The following is a 26,372-nucleotide window of genomic DNA, read 5'->3' as shown; positions in this document are numbered from 1 at the left end:
TTAACCTCGCCCTTATTGCATTTGTATTTCAAATACTAACGTTAACAAATTCTATATACTTTTTAACCGTTTTTCTAAATAATAATGATTATGTCCTTTCGGATGATCTTCACTTACTCCAATTACTTTATATCCATGTTTCTTATAAAAATCAGGAGCTTGGAAACTAAAAGTATCTAAATTAATTAACCTACACCCTTTTTCAATTGCAAATTCTTCAATAAGTTTTATTAACTTGCTTCCGTAGCCTTCATGCCTATATTCTTCAGAAACCCATAGAAAGTCAACGTGTACATGGTGCCAAAAAATTATTGCTGTTACCCCACCTACGATTTCTTCTTTTTCATTTCTTACTATGAAACTAACCTTCTCTGAAGGGGTTTTTTCTTCATCTGCAAGACATTTTTGATTGTATTCAATCACTTTCTCTCTTATGTAATCACTATCTTCTTGTACCCACTGCTGTACTATTTTCATTTTAAGTGTCACACTCCTTTTACGATAGCTATTCAACTTCATAATTCTAATGTCCTGTCTAAATAATAGTCGTAGATGACTAATACAATTGTTTCATTTCACTAAAATAAAAAAGCCCTACTACATTTCATCTGTAATAAGACTTATATACGTTGTGTAGAATCCAATTAATCTCAATGAATGTAATTGCTCAAAAAAATATTAAAATTGTTCAATTCTTTTTTATGAAAACTTCCGTTATTTCAACACCTTAGGAGAATAGTCCAATTGTATCACTGCGAAAAAGAATGAACATTCCTAAACCAATTAGAACAATTGGAACAATAATATAACAGTTTTTCTCAAGTACTTTAGCTAGTATAGGAGCTTTTAGCAATTTGTAGCTAATAAAACACCATATCGCTATCATGAAAAAAAAGATAACTAATGTAACGATATTTGTTTCAAGAGTTTGACTAGCAAACATTGGTATATAAATCGAAATATTGTCAGCTCCATTAGCTAATGTAATTGAAGCTACTTTAAATAATGAACCAGTAACGTTATCGATAACTTCATTACTTTTATAAGAACGAAGTGACAACAGTCCTTTAACCCCCATATAAATTGGCACGAATCCTAATAACCCAATCCACGAAACAGGAATGAAAAAAGAGCTTAAAGACCCAACGATACTTAGAAAAACAATCATACTAAACCCAAAATATTGTCCAATAACAATATAAAGTTTTTTTCTCATAACTTTTTCGCGGACAGCTCTACCTTCTTTCCTAATTACTTCTGTTCTTACTTGTGAAAATAAAACAAGCAGTATAAAAATGTCATCAATATTTGTTGTAGCGAATGCCACAACAGAAGAAATTATGGTTGTAATCAATATAAGCCAACTACTTTCATTGTAAACTTATAAGAAAATAATGGTCTATGAATGAAGTGCACGTTCCATCACAAAGTTGGTTAACTGTAATTTTCTAAATGTTTTTTAACAACATGTTAGTTCCTTTATAAAACAATATGAATATTCTACGTATCTGCTACTTAGTTCATTAAGAAATAAACAACTTTATTGCTTCTCAAATCATTTTAAATTAAATAACTCTATTCTCTCTACACAAAAAAAGAGACCTATATTAGGACTCTTTTTAGTATTAAGCTACTTTCCGATGTAAATGTTTTAGTTCCTTTTTCTTTTCTGCATTTGGTGGACGAATTAATATTGAAATAATAAAGGAAATAACACTTAAAACACCGATTATAATGAAAGTTGGTTGAAATCCCCCGAGTATCGCTCCAATAAATGATCCTGCAAGCGCACCAAATCCGAAACCTTGGTAGACAATCCCATAATTTGTACTATGGTTTTTTAATCCAAAGAAATCTCCGACAATAGCTGGGAATATAGTTATATTACCGCCGAAGCAAAAGGCGACACTTGCTACACAAGCAAAATAGATTCCGTAATTTAGCGGAATAAAACTTAAAGTAAAGACTGACAAACCTATAATAATAAACGTTGCAGAGACAATTTTCATGCGGCCGATTTTATCTGATAACGTCCCAAGAATGATTCTACCTACTGTATTAAAGATTGCAATCATAGCAACGGCGTTTGCAGCGGTTGCTGCGCTAAGTCCAACGAGTTGTACGCCGATATCTTTTACCATACTTATTAAATACAAACCACCCATACACGAGGTGAATAACATAAAAAATAGGAGATATACTTGTTTCGTTCGCATCATTTCACGCGGAGTATAGTCATTTTGTAATGTTTCAGTTACAGCATTACTTACAATTGCCTCACGTAAGAAGAACGATCCGATTAATACTAAAAGTAACACGATAATACCCCAATATAAGAATGCTTGTGATACACCAAGGTTATCGATAAGATTTCCGTTTATATACCTAAAGATTAAGCTGCCCATTCCATATGCTGATACAGATATACCTGAAATAAGCCCTTTCCGATTTGGAAACCATTTAATTAAATTAGATAGTGATGTAATATAAGCCGTTCCATCCGCATAACCAACAACGACACCAGCTAATAAATATAATAGTGGTAAGGAAGAAACTTGTGAACTAAGTATTAAGCCGAGTCCTAAAACAATTCCTGCAGTAGCAATAAGTTTCCGAAGTCCTAATTTTTTCTGCAATTTTGCTGCAAATAAAGTTGAGAATGATAAAGAAAAACTTGTTATGGAGAAAGTTATCGCTACTGAATTAAGATTCCATCCAAACTTACTTACAAGGGGTTGATTAAATAAACTCCATGTATAAATTGTTCCAAGGCCAATTTGAACAATGATTGTACCTAGAACAATTAGTAACGGATTTATAGAAGTTTGTTTCATACTAACTGTCCCCTTCTTTTATCTTGACATGAATTTTCACAGTTAGTATATCCATCATAAATTGTAAGATACTGTACGGAAAATGGTAATTAAGTTCATATACACAAAAAGACACTTCATAAAGAAGTGCCTTTTTGCAGGTTATACCGAATGTTTCTAAAGAAAGCTTTGTTAAGATAAGACATTTTCAAATGCTTATGTATATATGTTATCAAATAATTTATTATATGTGATGGGACTTAAGACGTATTTTTCATTCATCATATAGTCGGATGAAAAATTAATATTCGATTTCATCAAAATCCTTCGGCTGCGGTACAGTTTGCATATTTGCTGCATCTTTAGGATCGCTGTAAATTGCATTTTGCTCTGTATTTACATCTTTTATATTTTGTTTTTTATTTTTGCTCACTTTATCTTTCACTTTCAATCACTCCTTTTTGTTATAGGATTAATTATGCCCTATTACCGCTACTAAATGTATCAGTGACTAAATTGCTAAATTCACGTAAATAATATAAGTAATTATCACCGCCGTAGTTATATCTTTTGTTATACATTTTTGCAACAACTACATTATATTCAGGTATTACTAAAATAGTCGGTCCAGTAATCCCTAATATTTGATACGACCCTTTTGGAATACGTTCACCAAGCTCACTTAATTGTGCAGGTTCATTTTGGACGAACCAAAACACCCCATTTTGTGGTAGCTCTTTGTTTATAAATGTTGGACTCTGCAAACTCGTAGCGATTTTTATAACTTCTTTTGGAACAATTTGTTTACCGTTTATCACACCTTGATTTAAATGAAGATTACCCCAATAAGCAAATTCTCTAGCTGAGACAAACAGATTTTTTTCAGTACCGTCATCTACTGTACCAATTTCACTAATTGCGTCTTCATTTGGATTATTAACAACGTCAACTAAATTTTCATCTCGCTGAACTCTCCAACCTGTTTCTTGAAAATTAGCAGGTTTAAACACACGCTCCTTTAACAATTCAGGAACACTTTTGTTATATAGCTGGTAAATAAGACGTGTCATCATTCTTACATTAATATCTCTATATGCCCATGATTGTCCCGGTTCAAATTCACGAAAAATTGTCCCGTCATTCGTTTCTTCTAATCCGTGCGAATGTGTTACTAAATGTCTTATCGTTGTTTTACCAAGCAATGCAGAATCAAAGTCTTTAAAATACTTTGTCGCTTCATCATCAATAGAGTTTATTTTCCCCTCGTAAAGTGCGTATGCTACCATTAAACCTAAATAACTTTTTCTCGCAGAAGCAACGTTGAATTGTGATGACGCGGTTACTTTTTTACTTGTAGAGATATTTGAGTGGTAACCACTATAATGCTCTAGTACGATTTTATTATTTTTTATAATACAAAGTGCTGTAGCAGAACTATGATTTTTTTCTTTAATATTTTCTACCCAAGAAATCAACTTATCGTATATATACAAATAAATCCCCCTTAATACGTTCGAAAATTACAGCATGAAAGAAAAGTATAAACAATGTTTACACCTTTCTTTCATATAAAATATTAATGATGTAATATATTTAAATAATCCACCAGTTCCAGCAATTAAAGCAACCAAAACAACCAGCGCAACCTACGCAACGTCCACCACAGCCACCACATCTACCGCCGCCACAACCGCCACAGCGTCCACCACAACCTCCGCATCCTCCGCAACGACGTGCATCGTCTTGAATGTAATAGTATGGATATTGACTTTGTTGTTGATCCCAATACACAACATTACCAGTTTGATAATCATTAAGGTTTAATGTTTGTAGTTCATGTTGAAATTGATTCATTACGAACCCCTCCATTTATAAATTTAAATTCCGCCCAAACGTTAAAGTTTATATATTTTTGTAAACAAGATTGAAACAAGGCTATAGACTAAATACGTACATCAACAAAATATGAACTTACACTAGGTGATGTACCTTGTTTTTGAGCCTATTTTCTTTATATTCATTCGATGGACGTATTTACTATAAATAAAGTGATTTAAAAATTACTAATCCAACAATTTAGTAGTTCATCACTTAACTTTCTTTCAAGTAATTCCTTCACTAAAGGCATTGGCATGATTTCATAATCATTTAAGGATTCTTTATTATAATCTATCCAGTGAAATGCTAAATGAGACTCGCTAGATTTCGGTGGTAAGTCCGTATGTAAATCTTGTGACTCTACTTCAAAAATGTGGTTAATTTCATGATGAAGCACTTCTTTATCTTGCCATTGATTTTCTATGACTCCTAAAAATTGTTGTATACTACAGTTTACTCCAAGTTCTTCTCTTAACTCTCTTATTAATGCATTCTCTGCTGATTCTCCAATCTCAACATGGCCACCAGGTAAAAAATAATGATGGCCAATATATTCAGCAACTAATAATTTTTCATCTTTTATCATGACTGCTCGTACAATATGATGAAATTTACTTTTCAATTGATATTCCTCCTAATTATTCAATGTATAGTTGCTCAAAATAGTCATTTAGTATTGGTATAATATAAATCATAGGTGTTTCATACGGATGAATATCATTAATAACTTCAAGAGCATCTTTTACAAGTTCTCGTTTACACTTTATTTCAACTTTACATTCTTGCCCTTCGCATATTCGACCAATTTCTCCATTAAAAGGAGATGCCTCGTCTAAAGGTCTCCAATATCCTTTCACTGAACTATAGGAAAAACAATGGTCATATTCGCCCGTTTTACATGCTCCAATTTTATTTAATTCATCCCTTAATGTTTCAATATATTCTTCAGGAATGAACACTTCAATTTTCACTTCAGTAAATTGCATATTTCATTTCACGCCTTTACTTCCTAATAGTTAAACGAATAAACGATATACTTGCTCGCCATCATACTCCTGTTCTAATGATTTGAAACTGTATCGTTCATATAGTTTCTTTGCAGAGATATTATCTTTATGTACGGTTAATCTAATTTCTTTACACGCCTTAAACGTATTTTTTATTATATTAATACTTTCTTGTAAGGCTGCTTTTCCATAACCATTACCTTGCTGCGATTGATCAATAATAAATCCGTTAATCCAATACATATCCGATGTCTCTCTTACAACTGCATGTATTACAAAACCAACCATAAGGTCACCATCGTATATAGCGAATGGTATGTACTCTACATTGTCACCATCTGGTTTTATATATACTTTAGCAAGCGAAACTGCTACGGATGGAACAAATTTCAACTGATTTTCTTTAACTTGTAGCTTTAATGCTTCTTCCCAATTTTCTCTCGTAACAACCTTTAACTGGACATTCAATATTGTAAGCTCCTTTATCTAGAGGGATGTATTTTTATATTCAACGCATTGAAATAATTCCCTTTTTCGACAACAACTTATAACATGATTTTTATAAAATCTTGAATGAATTTTTGTTCATCTATTTCTAATGCTATATGGGCCCCTTCAGATATAGAGCTAGGGCGGAAATCAGCAAATGTTTGTCCTTTCGTATCTCCGTATGTATCTACATTTACTGTACGATGCACAAATTCAAAAAAACTTGGATTTACTAATCCACTTATTGCAACCACATCATGTAGCAAAGGTCCTTCGATAGATGGATTAAGTTTTTGGTATGCAGATAAATAGTAATCATACATTGGTTTCATTATCATATGAAATGGATTCTTTGTATTAGCTTGAATATAGCTAAATACATTTGGTGTTAACACAGCTTTGTTTGTTACATTTAAAGGGAATATTAATAAATTCTTTGCTTGATGGAAAACAATTTTACTTGCTATAGGATCTCCATACACATTTGCCTCTGCTAACGGCGTAACGTTTCCTACTTCTAAAAAAACACCACCCATGAAATATATTGCTTTTACATTTAGCATTAAATCATTCCATAAATTAAAAGGAATTGCTAACGAGATAAATCTTCCTACATCAACAATCGTTAGATCTTTTCCGTACTTTATAAGAATCGCAGCAATACTGCCAAAATTGTATAAAAGCAAGTATACATATGCAAAGTTTAAAATGGATAATGTTTTACAAGATATAAAAAGGAACTAGCGTATGCTAATTCCTTTTCTTAGGTAAATATTCTCAAATTTGATTATTTATCGTATCCTTCATAGATTTCATCATTTATTAGATTTTGTGTTTTTTTATCATCGGGTACAGGCTTCCACCAATTTCCCGTAATAAAAAGCATAGTTAATAGATTGTAACTATCACTAAAATAGCTTTCTCTCTTATTCTTCATCCAATCCCATCCACTATTTACCCACTTTTGATTATTGCTACTCGTTATACTTGCAGCAATAAACGGTGAAACAAATACCGCAGTTGAATAACTACCAATATTAGATCCATTTAATTGATAACCATCCACAATTTTAGAAGGATTTCCATTCGTTTTATTTTGAATCCACGAAGAAACTTTATCAGAAATGACTTTACTTCTTTTCTCGCCGTACATAGCATAGTCCATTACAATTCTCAATGGTACCCGACTAGCATTGTAATAATATGCATTTGTATATTCTGACTCATCTAAGAAGTCTTTAGGTGCGGGTTGTGGTGGGTTTTTTACAACGAAATCTGAAATAAGTCCTGTATTTGGAGAGTACTTATTACTAAATTGCGTATAAACATCGTACAAATTATTAATAACAGTAAGCCAAGTTTTATCACCTGTAAATTCATAAAATGCTCTAAGGTGTGACATCATCCAATCAGATGGTCTCGTATCAAGTGAACTTTTAGAATCCCAATCTCCTAAATTTAGTCGGTTATTATTTGTAACATTACTAGCTTTAATACCTTTTGTAATCATGTCTTGTGCTTCTTTCAAATAATTAACTGTTCCATTAGATCCCCACTGCTTATGAGCAAGAAGAAGAGAATACGCAATATCTAAATCCCCATCAGTAGCAGAATCAAAATGACCTTGTGCTTTTTTACTATCTGCGACAACCCATCCCATTAAATTAGGATTTTGAGAACTTTTAAAAGTTATTGCTGTTTTAAATAAACCGTCATAGATTTTTTGAGCATTCGAATCATAACCAGCCATTAATACTGTAATTATCATCCCATACCCTTGACCTTCTGAAGTTCCAAGTGGCTTAAATCCATCCGCATCACCTGTAATCTCTCCTTTTACATAATAACCACCAGGTAAAGAAGATAAATCATTTTTCAAATATTTCTTTTTCCAATTATCGTAGTAGCTTCTTACAGAAGCATTTAAGCTTTCTTGTGTAATATGATTCGGTTTTATAACGCCTGCATAATTAACTTGCTGGGGAAATGGTTTCATTTCCTTTGCAGCAGCTACTTGTTGATTAACTATGGGAATAAAATTTTGTACTGAATTGTCCGTTACATTTGCTGCGAAACTAGAATTAGAAAAACTAGCTAGTCCGATTCCTATAATAGAAATACATGTGAAAATTTTTCTTTTTCCATTCATTATGTTGTCATCTCCTTTTAAAATGCTTACTACATAAAATGTAACATACAATATTTAACTGAAATACAAAATATTATATTTATCAACATAAGAAAGAAACTATATAAAAAAGTATTATAAAATCATTATTGAATTACATTATACGGATTGATTATTTGCTAAATTCCTATGTTTTTCTTTTCTTAATACTGGTATATGAGCAATCACAATTCCAAGTATAGTAATTCCTCCGCCAATTATTGAAACTAAAGTTGGCACTTCTCCTAACCATATCCAAGCAATGAAACACGCAGTTATTGGCGTTAAATATAGAGAACTTGTTGCTTCAGAAGCACCAGTACGAGATATAATATAGGCCAATGTAATATACGGGAGTACTGTTGGAAAGACACCTAAATATATAACGCTCAAGTTAACTTCAAGAGGGGCTGCTAGTATTTCTTGATAAACTCCGGGTAAGAAAATAAGCATACATACAGTACTAGACAAAATTGTATATATGGTAAATGGTAAGAAGCCATATTTTTTTAAGTAAGATGTTTGGAAAACGAAAAATAGACTTTCTGAAATCGCCGCTAATAATATAAATAATCCCCCGCTATTTAATTGAATAGCGTCGCCTTGGCTAAGTGAAATTAAGACAATTCCTGCAAAACTCATTACACCACCGATCCAGCCATTTAATTTCATTTTTTCATTCAAAAAAACAGAAGCAAGAATTGCCGTCACTATTGGAGTGACTGAAATAATTAAACTTGCAGATCCAGCATTTACTGTTTTTTCGCCGTAGTTTAATGCGATGTGATAAATAGTAAACCCTAAAGCACCAAATATAAAAAATGCTGGGATATCCTTTAAATCCGGTAGTCGTAGTTTGTATATAAATGAAAATAACAAAAGTATAAATGAGGCGATTAATAAACGTAGTAAAGTAAGGTGTTCAGGCGTATAAGATTCAAGCCCCATACGAATTGCTGGAAAAGCAGTTCCCCATATAAGAATTGTAAAAGCGTGAGCACATATAATGCGTAAATCCCATTTTTTATTATGCATGTTTTCTCTCCTTCCCTAAAAAACCAACCATTTTTAAATTACCAATTATTTCTTTTCATCATATTTAATAGTTGATACAATGTCTTCAACCAGTTATTTATCGGAAAAACCAACCACTTTGAATCTTTTAAATAAACGAGGGAGTTTTTTATATGACAACCGATAAAAAAGTGCCTAAATATTGGCAGATAATAGACTATATAAAAGAAAAAATTGAAAACCGAGAATGGCCAATTGGAAGTAAAATCCCTAGTCAGCGGCAGTTAGCAAAATTATTTCATGTAAATCGAAGTACTGTAATAACTGCGCTAGATGAACTTATGGCAGATGGTTTAATTCAAGGACAAATCGGAGCAGGAACAATTGTAACAAATAATACATGGTCATTATTAGCAACTAATCCCCCGCCCGATTGGAGTGAATATGTAAAGGCCGGTATTCATAAACCAAGTAAGTTAATGGTGCGAGAAATAAATGAAGTGGAAGCAAATAAAACGCTTATTCATCTTAGTAAAGGTGAACTTGCACCTCATCTTTTCCCGCTTGAAACTATGCAGTCTATAATAAAAAACGTCAGTGAGGAATTAGATTATTTCGGATACGAAGAACAAAAAGGTTTTTATCCGTTACGTGAAGCAATAAGCAAATACGTAAAATCATTTGGAATACATGCATCACCGGGTTCTATATTAATAGTCTCTGGTGCACTCCAAGCATTACAATTAATATCAATTGGTCTTTTACATAGAAAATCAACTGTTTTACTTGAACAACCTTCTTACTTATATTCACTTCATGTTTTTCAATCAGCAAATATAAATTTATCCGGTATATCAATGGATAATCAAGGTATTTTACCTAACGACTTATTAAAACGAATTAAGTATAGTCAAAAAAATAATATTTTATATTCAATCCCTTGTTTTCAAAATCCAACGGGGATATTGATGTCCAAAGAGCGAAGAAAAGAAATATTAAAAATATGTGAAAAAGAGCAATTGCCTATCATCGAGGATGATATTTACCGAGAGTTATGGCTTGATAAATCACCACCAGCTCCTTTAAAGTCAATGGATAAACATGGACATGTATTATATATTGGTAGTCTCTCTAAAACACTTACCCCAGGACTTAGAATTGGATGGATAATCGGACCAGAACCTGTTATTGATAGATTGTCAGATATAAAAATGCAAACAGACTATGGATCCAGCTCTTTATCTCAAAGAGTAGCTGCTGAATGGATAAATAAAGGTTTTTATGAAGACCATGTAGCAAACGTAAGAATTCACCTGAAAGAACGAAGACAAATAATGATACGAGCTTTAAATAAGTATTGTGCAGATGTTGCATCGTGGGATATTCCTAGTGGTGGATTTTTTATATGGCTAAAGGTTGTGCATAACATTCCGATGAAAAAACTATTTTCAGAGGCACTATCAAAAGGAATTCTTTTAAACCCGGGACGTATTTATGAAGAAGAATCAGATCAGTACATTCGTTTATCATATGGATATGCTTCTCCAGAACAAATGACTTACGGGGTTAAATTGCTCAGTGAATTAATTCGAAAGTTAACGGCATAAAAAAATCCTCTTTTGTTTTTGGAGGATTTTTTTACGTATCTTATTTACCACAATTTCATTTCCTGCCCTAATAAAATAAGTTTTTCATAAGGATCTCCGTCAATATTTAATACTTGAGCAAATGCAGGTTCTGTTTTTAAACCTTGTTCCTTTAAGCGAATAACTTCTTCCCTTATATGGGGATGCTGCATTAATAACATGTGCTCCACTATCATATGTCTATATGCATTTTGATTACGCACTGGCTTAGGTTGAGCAAATAATTCAAATTCAAAACCTTCGAATTCAAAATTCACCTTTATCGATTCAGTACCTTTAATTTTTTTCTTTTTAATGTTGAACCCTCCATAAGAACCATATAAAGATCTCATTTCCTGCTCAAAAACATCAAAGTTATATACTTCCATTACAATATCTAAGTCAGATTGAGGAGTATCAATTCTTATCGGGATTGTCCCACAAAGAACGGGGTTATATAAAGCTAAATCCTCCATGATGTTTAGGTTATTCAAAACATCATATATTTTTTGTTGCTTGTCATTGCCCGATTGTAAATATGTAATAGATGTAAACATAGAAGTCTCTCCTTCACTTAACGTAATAATCATCTCACTAAATTTAAGAAAACATTTCAATCATTGGATTTTGTTCTAGGAGTACCTTTATTTCAATATATTAAGCCGAACTAACTATATTTTTCAACTTTTCTCCTATACTGCAATACTATAAAAATAAAAAAGGAGGAATTATTATGAGCATTTTTAACATTCTTTTAACCATACACATCCTATTTGGAACAATATGCTTAATCACTGGTATTGTAGCGATGGTTACCCAAAAGAAGAAAGGAAAACATACCGAATGGGGCGAAATATATCATGCATCCTATGTTGTCATTACCCTTACGGCAATAATATTATCCATTATCAACTGGGATAAAGTCGCATATTTATTTTATGTAGCAATCTTCTCTTATTCATTTGCGATTTATGGATACCTTGCACGAAAAAAACGTTGGAAAAATTGGCTCCATCACCACATCAGAGGTATGTTAGGTTCTTATATAGGTGCAGTCACCGCACTTTTAGTAAATGTCGGCATCCATATTCCTATTATAAATTTACTTCCGCCAATATGGTTTTGGTTTTTACCCACCTTAATTGGTATTCCCCTCGTAGCCAGTGTATCAAAAAAATATAAAAAGCGTAGTTGAAATTAATTACATTTTGATTACTTTCTGATTATTAGAATGAAAAATTATACTCTATGTATCACGAATAATATTATGAGTGCTCGCCCTATGAATATTTAAAATAAAATGCCGCCCAACAGGACGGCTCTTATATTTACTTTATAAACGTAACATATTCACCAGAAACCCATTGATTTCCACCAACATTATACCAACCATCTTTATATCCAAACGATTGATATTTTTCACCTTGATACACGTTTTTCACAATGCCGTAATTTGTTCCTGGGCCGGTACGAACACGCAATACATCAGCGATTATAGTAACTACACCTACACCATCGTTTGATGATTGTGAAGATGTTGGTACATTTCCTCCCGTATAACGAATATATGATGGATCGTTATAAATCCACTGATCGCCACCTAAATTTAACCAGCCATTTGATTTTCCAAATACTTTGTAGGACTCTCCTTTCCCTAATTGACGAATAACGCCGTATCCAGTACCAGGTCCTTTTCGTAAATTTACATTACTACCGTTAATATACGCAACCCCTACACTATCATTCGATGGAGGAGAAGTCACTACGTTTTGAGCACCTTTCCCAAAAGTATCCGTTCCATATCCTTTGTAGTTATATTGCAAATGCGGGCTATCCACGAATCCTTTCCAGTCACCGCCCCATTCAAAGCCAATTTGTTTAGCATAACGAATTGCTGATGCCCACGGTTCTTTATTATAGCCATTCCAATCTTCTGTACCATTCGACTGAATTGGAACAAAATCTAATGCCTGTCCTACTAAGTGATATGAGCGCATCGTTTGTGATGCTCCTTTACGAACATATTCACGTTGTTGCTCGACCGTACGGATTGTTTCATAAATTAACACTTCAATACCATTGTTAATGCAGTACTGATACCACTTAAAAGCTGCAGCTTTCGTATTATCCGCTAATTTATTCAGATTACTTACATTTCTATTGTGGTATTTCAATATGCAACATCTCCTTTTCTATTATCCTATGCAAAATTCATCTCATGGGTTGTACATATACCTAGAACGACACGAAGTACAAATACATAAGAAGCCAATTCATCTAAAAAGGTTTTCACTTCTAGCTTCAAACTTTGTAAACTGAAATGGAAGCAATAAAAAAACCACAACCTAAGTCTTCCAGTTGCGGTTTTTGGTATTTTCTTTTTATATGCTACCTGCCTTCTTGCATTGATAATCCTAGTATACAGGTTGTGTAAATTTTCCCTTTATGAATAACACTACTTATTCATGATTTTTCAAATCCAATATTGAATGTAAATGATCTGGATAATTAGTAAACATTCCATCGACTCCCCATGCAAGCAACTTTTTCATATCATTTTCATTATCTACTGTAAATGGATGAACTTCTAATCCGCTTTTCTTTATTTTCTTTACATAATCTGAATCAATATATTTGTAATTCATACCAAGACCTATGCAGTACATTTTATACTTTTCTATCTCTAATTTTGTTAATTGAACTACTTTTTTATAAGGTAATAATTGTACTATGGATATATTACTATTTAAGCTATGAATCTTTTGTAGACTTTCTTCACTAAACGATTGAATAATAACTTTATCATGTATTTCGTAGTGATTAATAATTTCTAATAATTTTCCTTCCATTCCTGGATATTCATCAGGTGATTTTGTTTCGATATAATAGTTCGCGTTATGCCCAAACGTTTCAAGAATTTCTGTTAATGTTGGGACTTTAACATTTTCAAATTCTTTCTTTGCTAAGTTCGGATATTTTCCATTGAAAAAAGAGCCAGCATTCAGTTGCTTTATTTCTTCTAATGTATGCTCTTTCACCAGCCCAGTACCATTCGTTGTACGGTTTAATGTTTCATCATGCATAGCCACTAAATGTCCATCTTTTGTCATTTGGAGATCAATTTCTATATAATCTCCATTCATTTGTTGTCCTAATTGATATGCTGCTATTGTATGTTCAGGTGCATACGCAGAAGCGCCTCTATGTGCGATATTTTTTATATGATTTGATTGGTTAATAGCCTTATTATACTTATATTCATTTGTTTTCTGAAAAACAAAGATACTTATTACTATAAAGGCACAAATTATTGTAACGAGATATATCTTTTTCATAACGATTTATAAGCTCCTATATAAAGACGATTTAACTTGAATGATTTACTTAATTAAATGTCGATTTTCGAATACAGTCATTTTGCCGATAGCTTGAAATCCCGATTTTTTATAAATATTGATTCCATCGGGTGAAGCTTGTAATACACAATACGTATTTTTAAATTTTTGTGCTTCTTGCAGAAGGAAATTGAACATAATAGATCCGAATCCTCGTCCTCTCATTTCTTCTTTCGTTGCTATGTCATAAATACCAATACTATCTTTTGAACATATCAATGAACCAACAGTTACGACTTCGCCTTCATAAAATCCTAAAAATAGTTTCATATTCTCACTGTTCCATAAATCAAGAGTAGAAATTTGATTATAGAATGCTTGTACATGTATACCTTCCTCTGATGTGCCAAATAGATTAGCTAACGTTTTTCCAAATTTTTTTATTAGTCCAGGTGATGATGCTTGTTGAATTGTAAAACTTACTGGCATGTTTATTGTTGGAGAAATTGTTTTTAAATCTGCTACCATCGCGATATTTTGCTCCGCTTCTTTTAAACCGATTTTAATTAACTCGCTTTTTATATCCCGCTCTTGCTCCTCATCCCATAACCAAACACTCATTGGAAATTTCTTTTGATTATAGTAGTCTACCTCCTTATATAATTTCTCTATCCCTACCGTTAAATTATTGTTTAGTAGAGTGATGATATTAAATGTATCGGCAGGTAATCCGCAATCAACAGCAATATAATCTTTCGTTTCTTTTATACTCGTTCCGGTCACAAATTGCGCAACATATGAAGTTTTATATGCAAAGTTATCTATTAGTAGTTGTTTATAATTCATCAATAGTTCTCCTTTTCATAAAAAGTAATACTCGAATTCTTCTATATTAAATATAACATATTAGAAATTTACCTTTTTCTATAAAAAGTACCTCTTTAAATTGTGCTCTATAGTTTAAAATAATTAAAAATGATATAACGTTGTCGGAATGAAAAAAGTGGTATATAATAAATATTAACATTACTAGTAATTATTTTAGGTATTCCTAGAATAAAGGAGCGATACATATGAAAATTACTATTTATTTCGGAAGTCATGAAGATCAAGATGTTCGTACTATGGACTGTCATTTAGATGTAGAAGATACAGAAGAGATTGTTTCTGTATCATAATATAAATAGTTAGGGTAAATCCTATTCCCTACAGTGTTTAAGACACCTTTTATAAGGTGTCTTTTTTGTTATATTTTCATTAAAAACCCTTTACTTTATAGCGTTTTAATAGTAAAATATAAATATACGAACAAACGTTCTTTTTTATTTTAAACGTACATGAAGGGATGATTTTAACAATGGCTTCATTAAAGCGCAGAGGAAGAAAAAAGCAAGCACCTATTATTTCAAATACAGGCTTTATCGGCTCTGTCTTTATTGATACATTGGAGTTACAAAAGAAATCCTATTATTTCGCTCGTAAAAAACTTCAAATTGTTCATCACGTATTAGATGGTCTCTCTGGAGCAACAAGCGCTTTGTTTAAAGAACATAACATTTCAGCATACATGTCATGTGTGTATTTACATAAACAAAAGAAAATTGGCTTTGTTCTTTCAACGAAACCATTTGAACAAAGTGATGGCGTTGCTTATTTTGTAAATTATTTGATCGAAAAGAATTTTTACGGCGGCCATGACAAAGATGTAGAATATCAAGAAGTATTTAATACAGGTTTTATCGGTGTAGTATTCGCTGATTTATCTAGTATAGATCGCTTTAATTTCGAGTTTGAAATGGGTATGCTAACGAAATTAATGAAAGATATGATTATTCCGGTTAAAGAACTGTTTTTACGCCATAATGTACCGGCTTACATCTCCACTTCTCATTTAGAAGAACAAAACAAATTAGGTTTCGTTCTCTCTGTAAAGCCATATGACGAACGCGCTGAAGCAGATTTATATTTTGAGGCATATTTAAAAGAACGCGGGTTATTTATCGGTGATGAAGAAGATGAAATTGATAAAATTGTCATTAGAAAAACAGCTGAATTACGATAGATAAGCGCAGGATCATCATCCTGCGCTATTTCGATATTATTTAATTATGTTCAACACTATACCCTTTTGAATGAATTTCTAAATTTAACTTATTTGCTAAAATTTTATTCAAAATAAAAAATACAATCCCCCCTGCAATGGGAAGCATATAGGCTGGCATGTAATTTAATAATAGTCCTGATATTGCAAGTGCTATTGGCTGCATTATTTTACCTATGCTTAATCCAATACTAAGAACTCTTCCTCTATATTCTTCAGGAATCTCATTTTGCATGAAATACATTAAAGGAATATCAATTTGTGCTATCATAAATCCTAAAAAGAACATAATCATGCAATACGTAGTAACATATACCAAATTATTTACTACAATAGATTTAAATAAAACAGGTATTCCTGAAACTATCATAAAAATTGCCAACATAAAACTTATTTTTTTCAATAGATAAGAATAAGAAAAACAATCAATTATCTTTTTTACTAATATTGCACCAACTATCATACCTATCGGAAATGTCCCTTGAATCATACCAAATTGCTTAGAACTAAGATTGAGAACTGTGTTAATAATGTATGGCAACGGAACAGTTACAGCAAAGCCTAAAAAGAAATTAAGGGAAATTAAAATACTAAAAGTATTTTTTAAGCTTTTCCGCTCCATTAAGTAAGAGTATCCCTCCTTTATATCTTCAATAAAATTAATTTCTCTAATTGAACATTCCTCATGTATGTTTTGCTCGCACAATTTAAAGTTTATAAACAATATGGATATAGCCGAAAGGATAAATGAAATACCGTTAATAATTATAAAAGTTTTCATATCAAAGACTGCAAAAACAATGCCCCCTAACATAGGCCCTAAAATTAAAGATATAGAATCGATAATTTTACTTATAGAATTAATACTCATTAACCGTTCTTTAGTAACCATATTCGGTTTTACGGCCTCTAATCCTATTCCAAAAAACGTTGTAAATACTGTCATAAGAAAGGTAGTAGTATAAATAATGAATAAGTTTAATCCATAATAGTTGCTTAATATATAAACAGTTATTAATAAGCACCCGCTTAGTACATCCATGCAAACGACGAGTTTCTTTTTTATCAACCTTATCAGCAATGACACCAGCAAATGGATTCATAACAATCATTGGAATCGTTCCTAATATGAGCGTAATCGCAAAATTCAACGCAGATCCGGTTATTTGTAAAACATACAATCCTAATGCAAAACTATAAATAGAGCTACCGAATAGTGATACTGTTTTTGCAATTGAATATAAACAAATATTTCTTAGTTCTTGGTTTCTATTTTTATTTTCTATATGTAATCGTAAACTTCCCATCACTTTTCCCCCTGCATAACTTTGTATTACGTACATTGTAAGTTCTTGGGTCAACCCAATAGCAATATGTACGATTTGAAAAGTTTTAAGGAAAAATAAATAAAAGATGGAGTTAGCCCCATCTTTTTCCGAAAAATGAATATGTATAAATTTCTTCTCCTTGAACAAAGAAATCCTCGTACTTTCCGCCTCGTTTTAAATAATTTGAAGTACTTTCATCAATCGATTGAAACTGTAAATTTTGGATTTCTTTCGTTACTTTTGCAGATGTAAAATTCCCTCGGAGTCTAGGTACAATTTGGCTATTTATACTAAATTTATTAAATAAAATAAATGAACTTAATAAATAACAATTGTGTTTAAAAAGGGAATTTAATTCGTGCAATAAAAACTCCTCATGTTCAAAACTATAATTACTTGTACCTGATTGATCGATTACAATATCAACAGAATTACTCTGAATAGGTATGTTTAGAAAATCGGCACAAATAAATACAATATTTCTTTTCGCATTTCTTCTCTCAATTAAATCTTTTAAAAGTAAAAGTTTATTCAAATCTCGATCAACAGCAATATATAAACACTCTTCTGGTAGTTCTTCATAAATATTTCGTAAAAAGAACCCAATACCAGATCCTAAATCAAGTAGTATTTTTTCATTTAAATCTAGTTGCATTAGTTTCTTTTTCGCCCATTCTCCTCCTCTTTGAACATTTTCCAAAAAAGCAGTATCAGTTTCATGGATATAATCCGAAATAGAATATTCAAGTGATGTCTTTTCATACGCTTTCAATGAGTTGTCAGCTGTTAAAACCCCTGAAATAATCGCGTATTCTTCACCACAATTACAAATTAACTTTCCCTCAATAATTTGATTTTTATTGATAAAGCCATCTTCAAGAATTAAATTTCCGTTACACTTAACACATTTAAATAAATGGAGTACTTTTAAATCTACCCCTAAAATTGAACTCGAAATTTCAGTTTCTATAGATAAATTATGTAACGCTTCCTTTAATTTATCTTTTCGTTCCTCTAAGGTCTTTATTTCTTGTTCAATCTTTTCATATTTTACTTTAAATAAAGACTGATAAAAAATATCCTTTTCATAGTCTAAAGATTTCCCTAAATTTTTATAAAGAAACAGTTCTTTAATTTCATTCAAGCTAAACCCTAGCCATTTGTACTCTAATATAAGTTCTATATCCTTTTGACAATACTCGTCAAAAAAATAGTGACTTCCTTTTTTCTCAGGAATAACAAGTCCAAGGTCCATATAATGTCTAATCGTATCTATACTTACATTATTTACTTCTGCAAACTTACTGATTTTCATCCTAATCACAACCATTTATATATTTGTTTATACATACTTCTTTATTATTTTAAGAAATCCTTTCATCGCCCTATGCAAAATTATTTATACTATGAAAAAGTTGTAATTAATTTTAGGGTTCCGCCACATACCCATTAAGCTAAACTTATATAAGTTTAGCTACTCCTTTTTCATTGAGTTGAAAATATTTAAGGTTACGTACTTTTATTGTAGAGGACTTGTACTACGCGTTCATATCAATTTTATAGACGTTTAGGATTTTGTTTTATGGGAAGCATTCTTGCTGTGGAATCGGGATTATAAATATAGATGAACGTGATTCAAATCAAAAAAAGGTACTCCTAAAAGTACCTTTTTTACTATTCTATATGTGCGAACGCTTTCAAAATTATTGGATATAAATTGACGTACGCATTGTATTAAATGGTGCATTTATAGATGTCTTTTGGTACTCAAAGGTTCCTTGTTGGTGTCCAGAAGCATCCCATTTATAATACCAGCCAACGATTGGTCTTCCCCCAATTATAGTGGAATCAATGCTTTTTACATTAGAACCATTCATTTTAGCAAATGGGTTTTGGCCATAGCCCATTTCTTTCGTTGTAATATATAAATATTTTCCCCCGTGGTTACGCGATGTGCTGAAGCTGTTCTGATTAATTGTTTCTACCCCGCCTAGCTCAGACTCTACTTGTACGACGTTTAGTGAAGTAAGTGGTGCTGCTGGTCCAGCTGAAGCTTCTGTTGCCATTCCTAATCCGACGAACGCTGTGATTGCTAACGATGAAATCCCTAGTGCTGCTTTTTTAAACATAAAAAACATCCCCTTCCATCTATTGTTTTCTCTTTCAGTGTCAATATAATCCTAATAATATTATATGTAAATAGATTGTAACTGTAGAAATAAAAGAAAGAAGATTCTGATTTATTGACATTAAAAAATATGACTTCAACTTTTTTCGTTAAAGATAGTCATCAATCTCTAACTACCTAATGATCTCAAATAAATGCTATTCAAGCCATTTTAAGAGGTACAAAAGACCTTATAGTATAATAAGGTCTTTCCCGACACTATGAAAAAACCCGTGAATTATTCACGGGTTTTACTTTAATAACTAATTGCAATTGTACCTTCACCTGCATGAACCGCAAATGAAATTGGTAATGGATATAATTTGAAATCCATTTCAGGAAATGCTTGTCTAATATCTGCAATCCATTCTTCAGCTCCAGTTTTATCGTTAGCATGGAACATGTGAAGTACTTTTGGTAATTCTTTTTCAAGTTCATTTTTAATATATTCTCGACATTTTTGGATTTTACGAACTTTTTTTTCAAGTAAAAGCTCTCCACCTTTTACTTCTAATATTAAGTTCACACTTAATAAACTTCCAAGTAAAAATTGAACTCCTTTTACACGCCCACTTGCGTAAAGGCCTTTTAAACTTTTCGGGAATACGTGGAAAGGTCTTCTTTTTTCATCTACTAATGTTTTGTGTATATCTTGTAACGTCATACCATCATTGTATAACGATTTCGCTTTTCTAATTAGTTCATCCATTGGATAACTTGTTGTTTCACTGTCTAATACCTTCAACGGAAAACCTGCCATTTCTGCAGCTAACTTCATATTTTGATAGGTTCCACTTACTTTTCCGCTAATAGCAACTGCAAATCCCTCTTCATATTCTTCTTTGCATTTCGAAAATAACTCTACCATTTCCCCTATATTAGGCTGTGATGTAGTGACAGTTTTACCTTCGTTCAAAGCATTATAAACGCGCTCACGCACACCTTCTTCACAATCTTTGTACGACACACCATCAATAATAACTTCAATTGGGATAACAAAGTTATCTCCTTCTGTTTTAAAACTCGCAGTTGTACTATCAGTAATCCAAGCAACACGATTCATGTTGTTCCTCCCTTAATTCAATTCCTCTTTTCTGATTTTTCTATATATTTATGTTACGAAAAGAGAATATCCCTGTAATAGTAACAGGACTTTATTGTTTTGGCTATAGTAGATGCATATTAATTGTGACTATTTCTTGTCTATTTCACAAATAAAAAAGAAAATCAAGGAATTTGCTCGATTTTCTTCTTATCATATACTATTTAAAGGTTTCATTATCTAAAATTACAACATAATCATTCGTTAATCGGCCAGCTTCTTTAGTATAACTAACAAGCCTTTGTATATTATCACAGCAAATTTTTGCTCCCCATACGAGTAACGGTACACCAATAAAGTCGATATGGAACCTTCTAGAAAACAGCCCACCGAAAGTCATTGGTAAAGGTACGGTTGGTGATGTATTAGAAAAAATAATTTTTTCATGACTTTGATAATGTTTTTGCAAGATTTCTCCTAAATGCTTCATCGCAGGTACAACAACTTTTGATGCGCCGCATCCAATCGTATATACAGGATGACCATGTTCATCGATCCCATGAAAAATAATTTTTCCCATATCTTCTGTTTTCAATTTATTAAAGTAATCTACATTCAAAATTTCTTCTTTCGTTAATTTGCGATCCGTTGGTAGTTTATTTAAATGATACGCTGCAGCTAGTGAGGTAGTATGTGTTCCACCAAAATCTGTGTAAATGTATATCATATTATCATCCCTTGTTGTAAAAGTTCAATGTTAATTAGTATTACCGTTCACAGTGTCGTTAAACACAGGATGAATTTATTTTCAATGTCATTTATTAATAAATTCCAGATTACTACCATCATTTTTTTCTGACTTTCGAATATTGAATTTAGTAGATAGTTTTAAAAGTATTTTATAAATACAATATCCAAAAATAGAACCTAGAACATTACAGATCACATCATCAATATCAGTAATACGTCCCACTCCACTAAATAAAGACTGAATTAATTGTAACAATTCAATACTAGCTGATATAGAAAATCCTAATAAAATTGTATTTTTGAATTTCTTATATTTATCCCATAGGATTGGTGCTAAAAATCCTAAAGGCATTAATAATAAAATATTTCCGCCTACATTTCTTACAATTAGACCAATCATAAATAGGGCATCTCCATCATAAGCACTACCAATTTGATTGATGTCTTTAATAATTGATGCAAATGGTATTATATTGACCGAGCGATTCAAATTTTCAAGATTAGAAGGAAAACCGATTGGTAAAGGGAATAAAGTTACTGCAACAACCATGCAAATGTAGACCACGAATAAAAAACTTATTATTTCTTTCCACCAAATCACATGTTTTTTATTTTTGGTAACAATTAATATTCCACGTACAATTAAATAACAAATAACCCCTAAAATAATAAACAAACTACCGTTGATCATATACAAATTACTAACACATCCTTTCATATAAATTAATAGTTATAATTTACAACTATATAGTAATGTTTTTTAATTTAAAAATCCATATAATCATATGTAATTGTGCAGAATTACAAAAACCCTTTATTTACTAAATAAAGGGTTACTCATTAACTAAAATACTTTTCAAAACAGAAACAGTCATAAACCCGTTTAAATTGTTTTCGTATCTCTTCTTTTATATCCATATAATTAAAAAGCTCTTTCGATTTCTGTCAATAATTTTTCAGGCCCTGAACATTTATTTGAAACAATAACCAATGTAATGCCTAAGTCTGGATATACAGCCGAGCGAAAACTCACGCCTGGGTCATAACCCATAACATGGTATTTAAAAATGTTCTTTTCTTGTGTTTCAATCCATATTCCATATCCGTACGACTGTTTATCATTTACTTGAATGTGGGGAGTTAAAAGTAATTTTGTATATTCCTTTCCTAAAATTTCATTATTAAATAGGGCCGCCCAAAATTTCAGCATGTCTGGTGCAGTAACATATGCACCTCCATCAGCTCCTCCTTTTATCGGTATAGAGTAGGCGTTTGTTCTCCAATTTTGGTTGGTTTCGTCCTTTATATATCCTAGAGCTGTATGTCTTGGTAATCTATCTAACGAAAAATAGCCAGAATCATTCATGCCAATCGAATTAAAAATGTTCTTTTCTATATACTCCGTAAATTTAAGTCCCGTCTGTTCTTCTATTATTAATCCAAGTATGATAAAACCTGCATTGTTGTAGTGAAACTTAGTTCCAGGTGCAAACATCATATTACTTTTTTGGAATAATGGTAAAAAGTCTTTTAAGCTCTTTAATAGATACATAGGTGTTTGTTTCCAAAGATCTTCGAAGTTATCCATAATACTTTCATCAAAATAATCTGGTATACCAGCGCTATGCGTTAGTAGTTGATGTATTGTAATATCTTCATCGAAGTTTGAAAATTTTATCTCTAGACAATCTTTTAATTTTGTATGAAAAGAAATAAAACCTTTTTCAACAAGTTGACAGATGCCAATTGCAGTGAAAATTTTACATCCTGAGGCAATGCCAAATCTTGTTTGTATCGTATTGTTTATACATTCACTTTGGTTTGCGTAACCCAAAGCTTTTTCATAGACTAAGTCTTTTTCTTTTTGCACTAAAACTACCCCTGAGAAATTTATTTTCTTTTGTATTTCTTTTACAATTTTATCAATTTCATCTTTTGTTTTTATCACGACAACCACCCTTATCTTTCGGTATTGTTCTTTCCCCTTATTGATTTTTCCATATAAAGGGGAAAGAACCCTTTTATTAAATACGATAAATTGTTAATGAGAACACAAAGTTCATTTCGAATTTATCCCGCTATTTGTGGGCAGTAAGACCCCCATCTCAAAATTCAGCGAAAGCAAAGAAGTTAAGTGGGGACCCTGCTGCCCGTAAAAGCCCGATTGGTGAGGGCTGATAATCAGTGGGGGATGCCCCCCTGATTAAAGTTTCACTTTATTGATTCAGTAGAATACAACTTAGATTGTGATGGGAATAAAGTAAACACACACAAGACGACAGTAATAAATAACATAATCAATGAACCTACAATAATTACAAGTTGTATAGAAATGAACTGAGTCGCAACACCAGATAATATTGTAATAAAGATTGTTACTATCGCAATAACAAGTCCATATATACTCCCAATCCGTCCCATCATATGAACAGGGATATTATTTTGGTAAAATGTATAAAATCCTGTATTTGCATATGCCATTGAAAAAGATAAAATAAAGAATCCAATAGCAGCTATTAAAAATACATTTGAAAAAGCATAAATTAAATAACCAATTGCAATAAATAATGATCCTATTCCAATTAGAAATGAAGGTGCTAATTTCTTTGATAAAATTGTATTTGTTATAGCACCTAAAATAAATCCTGCACCAGCTATACTAACTAGAAAACCGTATTCACTATCTGTTAGTAGTAATACCTCTTTCGCAAACGATAGTTCAAGTGAATCAGTAGCAGTCGCTAATACGAACATACTTTGAAATAAGAAATACACACATACGACATACACATGTTTTCTACTAAAATTTATAACAGTGTTCCAATCTTTTATTAATACTGTAAGGGATAATGTATTACTAGTTGTATCCGAATCTTTTTTCTTATCAAGATTAGGTAAAAGTAATGTAATGAATCCTGATAAGAGAAATGCTATAGCATTTATATATATAGCAAACTCTGGTGTACTCGCAATTAATAAAATCCCTGCTATCGCCGGACCAATTAAAAATGCACCAGATCCTATTAAACTACGTAATGAGTTGAAACGTTGTCTTTGTTCTACCGGAATTAATTTCGTCATATACGTCATAGCAGTTGGCTCATAAATTGCACTGGCCATACTTATAAAGAATACAAATACATAAACAATCCAAAGTGACGGAAGTAAAGGTAAAATAGCGATAAATAACGCACGATATATATCGAGGTGAATCATTAATTTCCGTTTATTTAAACGATCAATCATACTCCCAGACCAAGCGTTTGTAAATAAAGTGGCTAATGGTTTTATTACATATAAAGCAGCAACAGCTAAGGCTGAGCCGCCCATATGATAGACAAGTACATTCAGTGCTATTAAGTAAATCCATGCCCCTAAATTCGCAATACCAACTCCGGACAATAGTAATAAAGGATATTTCCAATCTTTAAGTAAGTTTTTCATTTTTTGGCCCCCGCTTTCCAAATTGTTTTACAACAATAAAAAAATCCCACCCCCAAGACTTTTAATCTTAGGGACGAGATTTATCATCGCGGTGCCACCCTAGTTTGTTAATATGTCACCATATTAACCTTATCAGGTACTGCATTCTAACTCATGCTTATACCATAGCTCTATAACGGGAGCTCCCGTCACACCATCCCCTAATAATAGGTTCCGATGCGCTGCTCAGAGGCTTGGTTCAATAAAGAATTTTTACTCCTTTTCAGCTAAATGGAGCTCTCTGTGAAAAATTCATTTTATTTACTCTTCTCTTCACTGCATTTGATTTTTCCCATATTATCACAATTGTTTTTAACTGTAAATAAAAAATAATCAGATATTTACATTTTCGTCATTTTTGCTTTACGACCAATTCGACATACGAAACGCATTAGCTTTTTATGAAGATAAGGAAATAAAGTAAAGAATACGTCCATCGTTTTTTTTAATGGCATTGGACAAATTACTAATTTATTTTTATGAATAGCTTTCAGTGCAATTTCAGCAAACTTGTCAGCTGAAATTGGCTTATTTGTTTTTAGTTGTTTTATAATTTGATTCTTATTCATATTAATTGCAATTGATTTTTCAAATATGGGTGTATCTACAAAAGTTGGACAAAGCACACTTACATTTACACCGTATTCTTCCGCCTCATAATGTAATGAAGTTGTTAAACCTACGATAGCATGTTTGGTTGTTGCATACGCGGTACAAAGGGGAGCTGGTCCTAAACCAGTTGCAGAAGCAGTATTAATGATATGACCAAATCCTTGTTTTTTCATGAATTGGTAAGCCAATTGTGTTCCGTAAATTACTCCTAATAAATTTATTTCAATAATATGTTTCCAATCACCCAAAGACATATCGTATACTTCTCCATACATAGCAATTCCTGCATTATTAAACATATAATCAATTCTACCAAACTCATTAACTATTTTTATAATAAGTTTTTCTACGGATTCAGCGTTAGTAACATCTAAATATTCGAACCTAGCTAGTTGATTATTATTTTTTATATTATTCACAAGGTTCTGGCCACAGACTTCATTAATATCAGCGATAATTACAAATATATCTTTATTTGCTAATTGAATGGCTAAAGCTTTACCAATACCAGAAGCGCCGCCAGTTATAATTGCGACTCTTTGCTCATCCATATAAATAACC

The 26,372-nt window shown here is 31.9% G+C and carries 26 protein-coding genes, 3 pseudogenes and 1 other annotated feature; of the genes and pseudogenes, 3 read left to right on the top strand and 26 right to left on the bottom strand.

Annotated elements, in window-relative coordinates; translation table 11 throughout:
- Positions 1 to 51 precede the first annotated feature (51 nt).
- From AC0OM3_RS22325 to AC0OM3_RS22270, 12 genes and pseudogenes are all read right to left on the bottom strand, one after another.
- Positions 52 to 477, bottom strand: coding sequence for a GNAT family N-acetyltransferase (locus AC0OM3_RS22325; RefSeq protein ID WP_474213077.1), 426 nt, complete (start codon positions 475 to 477; stop codon positions 52 to 54).
- A gap of 250 nt (positions 478 to 727) precedes the next feature.
- Positions 728 to 1,354, bottom strand: a complete 627-nt coding sequence (locus AC0OM3_RS22320; RefSeq protein WP_000633412.1) for a cadmium resistance transporter — start codon at positions 1,352 to 1,354, stop codon at positions 728 to 730.
- 271 nt (positions 1,355 to 1,625) lie between these two features.
- Positions 1,626 to 2,834: an L-lactate MFS transporter gene (locus AC0OM3_RS22315; RefSeq protein WP_000815138.1), complete on the bottom strand. Its 1,209-nt coding sequence runs from the start codon at positions 2,832 to 2,834 to the stop codon at positions 1,626 to 1,628.
- 280 nt (positions 2,835 to 3,114) lie between these two features.
- Positions 3,115 to 3,258, bottom strand: a complete 144-nt coding sequence (locus AC0OM3_RS22310; protein ID WP_000653685.1) for a hypothetical protein — start codon at positions 3,256 to 3,258, stop codon at positions 3,115 to 3,117.
- A gap of 31 nt (positions 3,259 to 3,289) precedes the next feature.
- Complete coding sequence (locus tag AC0OM3_RS22305; RefSeq protein ID WP_474213076.1) at positions 3,290 to 4,306, bottom strand: serine hydrolase domain-containing protein; 1,017 nt, start codon at positions 4,304 to 4,306, stop codon at positions 3,290 to 3,292.
- A 100-nt stretch (positions 4,307 to 4,406) separates the two neighbouring features.
- On the bottom strand, positions 4,407 to 4,667 hold the full coding sequence (locus AC0OM3_RS22300; RefSeq protein ID WP_001071342.1) for a heterocycloanthracin/sonorensin family bacteriocin: 261 nt from the start codon (positions 4,665 to 4,667) through the stop codon (positions 4,407 to 4,409).
- A gap of 199 nt (positions 4,668 to 4,866) precedes the next feature.
- Positions 4,867 to 5,313, bottom strand: a complete 447-nt coding sequence (locus AC0OM3_RS22295; protein WP_000836825.1) for an NUDIX domain-containing protein — start codon at positions 5,311 to 5,313, stop codon at positions 4,867 to 4,869.
- Between the two features lie 16 nt (positions 5,314 to 5,329).
- Positions 5,330 to 5,677 carry a divalent cation tolerance protein CutA gene (gene cutA, locus AC0OM3_RS22290; protein WP_001160786.1) on the bottom strand — a complete coding sequence of 116 codons (348 nt, stop codon included), beginning with the start codon at positions 5,675 to 5,677 and terminating at the stop codon, positions 5,330 to 5,332.
- A gap of 30 nt (positions 5,678 to 5,707) precedes the next feature.
- Positions 5,708 to 6,166: a GNAT family N-acetyltransferase gene (locus AC0OM3_RS22285; RefSeq protein WP_089148784.1), complete on the bottom strand. Its 459-nt coding sequence runs from the start codon at positions 6,164 to 6,166 to the stop codon at positions 5,708 to 5,710.
- Between the two features lie 77 nt (positions 6,167 to 6,243).
- Positions 6,244 to 6,867 (bottom strand): annotated as a pseudogene (locus AC0OM3_RS22280) (nucleoside hydrolase); the annotation flags it as partial.
- A 107-nt stretch (positions 6,868 to 6,974) separates the two neighbouring features.
- Positions 6,975 to 8,336, bottom strand: a complete 1,362-nt coding sequence (locus AC0OM3_RS22275; protein WP_474213075.1) for a family 8 glycosyl hydrolase — start codon at positions 8,334 to 8,336, stop codon at positions 6,975 to 6,977.
- 138 nt (positions 8,337 to 8,474) lie between these two features.
- A complete protein-coding gene (locus AC0OM3_RS22270) occupies positions 8,475 to 9,389 on the bottom strand; it encodes a DMT family transporter (RefSeq protein ID WP_000551614.1) in 915 nt (304 codons plus the stop codon).
- A 152-nt stretch (positions 9,390 to 9,541) separates the two neighbouring features.
- On the opposite strand from AC0OM3_RS22270, the gene norG reads away from it, so the two are divergent.
- Positions 9,542 to 10,975 carry an efflux pump transcription regulator NorG gene (norG, locus tag AC0OM3_RS22265; RefSeq protein ID WP_046945047.1) on the top strand — a complete coding sequence of 478 codons (1,434 nt, stop codon included), beginning with the start codon at positions 9,542 to 9,544 and terminating at the stop codon, positions 10,973 to 10,975.
- 44 nt (positions 10,976 to 11,019) lie between these two features.
- On the opposite strand, the gene AC0OM3_RS22260 is transcribed toward norG, so the two are convergent.
- Complete coding sequence (locus AC0OM3_RS22260; protein ID WP_000495166.1) at positions 11,020 to 11,550, bottom strand: DUF4269 domain-containing protein; 531 nt, start codon at positions 11,548 to 11,550, stop codon at positions 11,020 to 11,022.
- A 176-nt stretch (positions 11,551 to 11,726) separates the two neighbouring features.
- On the opposite strand from AC0OM3_RS22260, the gene AC0OM3_RS22255 reads away from it, so the two are divergent.
- Positions 11,727 to 12,188 carry a DUF2306 domain-containing protein gene (locus AC0OM3_RS22255; protein WP_046945048.1) on the top strand — a complete coding sequence of 154 codons (462 nt, stop codon included), beginning with the start codon at positions 11,727 to 11,729 and terminating at the stop codon, positions 12,186 to 12,188.
- A gap of 133 nt (positions 12,189 to 12,321) precedes the next feature.
- On the opposite strand, the gene AC0OM3_RS22250 is transcribed toward AC0OM3_RS22255, so the two are convergent.
- The 3 genes from AC0OM3_RS22250 to AC0OM3_RS22240 all read right to left on the bottom strand — a co-directional run bounded on the left by AC0OM3_RS22250 (position 12,322) and on the right by AC0OM3_RS22240 (position 15,174).
- On the bottom strand, positions 12,322 to 13,167 hold the full coding sequence (locus AC0OM3_RS22250) for an SH3 domain-containing protein (protein ID WP_000873745.1): 846 nt from the start codon (positions 13,165 to 13,167) through the stop codon (positions 12,322 to 12,324).
- 285 nt (positions 13,168 to 13,452) lie between these two features.
- A complete protein-coding gene (locus AC0OM3_RS22245; protein WP_089148788.1) occupies positions 13,453 to 14,328 on the bottom strand; it encodes a glycerophosphodiester phosphodiesterase in 876 nt (291 codons plus the stop codon).
- Positions 14,329 to 14,373: 45 nt separating this feature from the next.
- Entirely contained in the window at positions 14,374 to 15,174 is an 801-nt protein-coding gene (locus AC0OM3_RS22240; RefSeq protein WP_001107070.1) for a GNAT family N-acetyltransferase, read from the bottom strand.
- A 511-nt stretch (positions 15,175 to 15,685) separates the two neighbouring features.
- Between AC0OM3_RS22240 and AC0OM3_RS22235 the strand changes: the two genes are divergently transcribed.
- Entirely contained in the window at positions 15,686 to 16,390 is a 705-nt protein-coding gene (locus AC0OM3_RS22235) for a hypothetical protein (RefSeq protein ID WP_000157646.1), read from the top strand.
- A gap of 40 nt (positions 16,391 to 16,430) precedes the next feature.
- On the opposite strand, the pseudogene AC0OM3_RS22230 reads toward AC0OM3_RS22235, so the two are convergent.
- The 10 genes and pseudogenes from AC0OM3_RS22230 to AC0OM3_RS22185 form a co-directional block, all read right to left on the bottom strand.
- Positions 16,431 to 17,736: pseudogene (locus AC0OM3_RS22230) on the bottom strand (MFS transporter).
- Positions 17,737 to 17,848: 112 nt separating this feature from the next.
- Positions 17,849 to 19,072 (bottom strand): methyltransferase domain-containing protein, encoded by a 1,224-nt coding sequence (locus AC0OM3_RS22225; protein ID WP_000703275.1) that lies wholly within the window; start codon positions 19,070 to 19,072, stop codon positions 17,849 to 17,851.
- Positions 19,073 to 19,460: 388 nt separating this feature from the next.
- Complete coding sequence (locus AC0OM3_RS22220) at positions 19,461 to 19,886, bottom strand: DUF4879 domain-containing protein (protein ID WP_000472916.1); 426 nt, start codon at positions 19,884 to 19,886, stop codon at positions 19,461 to 19,463.
- 294 nt (positions 19,887 to 20,180) lie between these two features.
- Positions 20,181 to 20,987 carry a DegV family protein gene (locus AC0OM3_RS22215; protein ID WP_474213074.1) on the bottom strand — a complete coding sequence of 269 codons (807 nt, stop codon included), beginning with the start codon at positions 20,985 to 20,987 and terminating at the stop codon, positions 20,181 to 20,183.
- Positions 20,988 to 21,186: 199 nt separating this feature from the next.
- Positions 21,187 to 21,693 carry a DUF3189 family protein gene (locus tag AC0OM3_RS22210; RefSeq protein ID WP_000639421.1) on the bottom strand — a complete coding sequence of 169 codons (507 nt, stop codon included), beginning with the start codon at positions 21,691 to 21,693 and terminating at the stop codon, positions 21,187 to 21,189.
- 87 nt (positions 21,694 to 21,780) lie between these two features.
- The gene (locus tag AC0OM3_RS22205) at positions 21,781 to 22,413 is read right to left on the bottom strand and encodes a VanZ family protein (protein ID WP_000281845.1); all 633 of its coding nucleotides are present in this window, start codon (positions 22,411 to 22,413) and stop codon (positions 21,781 to 21,783) included.
- Positions 22,414 to 22,556: 143 nt separating this feature from the next.
- A pseudogene (locus tag AC0OM3_RS22200) lies at positions 22,557 to 22,625 on the bottom strand (GNAT family N-acetyltransferase); the annotation flags it as partial.
- A gap of 13 nt (positions 22,626 to 22,638) precedes the next feature.
- Entirely contained in the window at positions 22,639 to 23,664 is a 1,026-nt protein-coding gene (locus AC0OM3_RS22195; protein WP_474213073.1) for a serine hydrolase domain-containing protein, read from the bottom strand.
- Between the two features lie 263 nt (positions 23,665 to 23,927).
- On the bottom strand, positions 23,928 to 25,160 hold the full coding sequence (locus AC0OM3_RS22190; protein ID WP_474213072.1) for an MFS transporter: 1,233 nt from the start codon (positions 25,158 to 25,160) through the stop codon (positions 23,928 to 23,930).
- 66 nt (positions 25,161 to 25,226) lie between these two features.
- Positions 25,227 to 25,485, bottom strand: a binding site (T-box leader).
- Positions 25,486 to 25,540: 55 nt separating this feature from the next.
- Positions 25,541 to 26,362: an SDR family NAD(P)-dependent oxidoreductase gene (locus AC0OM3_RS22185; RefSeq protein WP_474213071.1), complete on the bottom strand. Its 822-nt coding sequence runs from the start codon at positions 26,360 to 26,362 to the stop codon at positions 25,541 to 25,543.
- Positions 26,363 to 26,372: the final 10 nt, after the last annotated feature.

This window comes from Bacillus sp. FAU20, from assembly GCF_056033865.1.
Note: the sequence above shows the minus strand (reverse complement) of the source record. Positions and strands in the feature narration are given on the sequence as shown.

Excerpts from the sequence above, each read along its gene's own strand:
- AC0OM3_RS22325 (WP_474213077.1), bottom strand. The coding sequence starts at position 477 with ATGAAAATAGTACAGCAGTGGGTACAAGAAGATAGTGATTACATAAGA.
- AC0OM3_RS22235 (WP_000157646.1), top strand. The coding sequence starts at position 15,686 with ATGGCTTCATTAAAGCGCAGAGGAAGAAAAAAGCAAGCACCTATTATT.
- cutA (WP_001160786.1), bottom strand. The coding sequence starts at position 5,677 with ATGCAATTTACTGAAGTGAAAATTGAAGTGTTCATTCCTGAAGAATAT.
- AC0OM3_RS22275 (WP_474213075.1), bottom strand. The coding sequence starts at position 8,336 with ATGAATGGAAAAAGAAAAATTTTCACATGTATTTCTATTATAGGAATC.
- AC0OM3_RS22220 (WP_000472916.1), bottom strand. The coding sequence starts at position 19,886 with ATGTTTAAAAAAGCAGCACTAGGGATTTCATCGTTAGCAATCACAGCG.
- AC0OM3_RS22315 (WP_000815138.1), bottom strand. The coding sequence starts at position 2,834 with ATGAAACAAACTTCTATAAATCCGTTACTAATTGTTCTAGGTACAATC.
- AC0OM3_RS22225 (WP_000703275.1), bottom strand. The coding sequence starts at position 19,072 with ATGAAAATCAGTAAGTTTGCAGAAGTAAATAATGTAAGTATAGATACG.
- AC0OM3_RS22270 (WP_000551614.1), bottom strand. The coding sequence starts at position 9,389 with ATGCATAATAAAAAATGGGATTTACGCATTATATGTGCTCACGCTTTT.
- AC0OM3_RS22260 (WP_000495166.1), bottom strand. The coding sequence starts at position 11,550 with ATGTTTACATCTATTACATATTTACAATCGGGCAATGACAAGCAACAA.
- AC0OM3_RS22300 (WP_001071342.1), bottom strand. The coding sequence starts at position 4,667 with ATGAATCAATTTCAACATGAACTACAAACATTAAACCTTAATGATTAT.
- AC0OM3_RS22255 (WP_046945048.1), top strand. The coding sequence starts at position 11,727 with ATGAGCATTTTTAACATTCTTTTAACCATACACATCCTATTTGGAACA.
- AC0OM3_RS22210 (WP_000639421.1), bottom strand. The coding sequence starts at position 21,693 with ATGATATACATTTACACAGATTTTGGTGGAACACATACTACCTCACTA.
- AC0OM3_RS22215 (WP_474213074.1), bottom strand. The coding sequence starts at position 20,987 with ATGAATCGTGTTGCTTGGATTACTGATAGTACAACTGCGAGTTTTAAA.
- AC0OM3_RS22245 (WP_089148788.1), bottom strand. The coding sequence starts at position 14,328 with ATGAAAAAGATATATCTCGTTACAATAATTTGTGCCTTTATAGTAATA.
- AC0OM3_RS22185 (WP_474213071.1), bottom strand. The coding sequence starts at position 26,362 with ATGGATGAGCAAAGAGTCGCAATTATAACTGGCGGCGCTTCTGGTATT.
- AC0OM3_RS22240 (WP_001107070.1), bottom strand. The coding sequence starts at position 15,174 with ATGAATTATAAACAACTACTAATAGATAACTTTGCATATAAAACTTCA.
- AC0OM3_RS22190 (WP_474213072.1), bottom strand. The coding sequence starts at position 25,160 with ATGAAAAACTTACTTAAAGATTGGAAATATCCTTTATTACTATTGTCC.
- norG (WP_046945047.1), top strand. The coding sequence starts at position 9,542 with ATGACAACCGATAAAAAAGTGCCTAAATATTGGCAGATAATAGACTAT.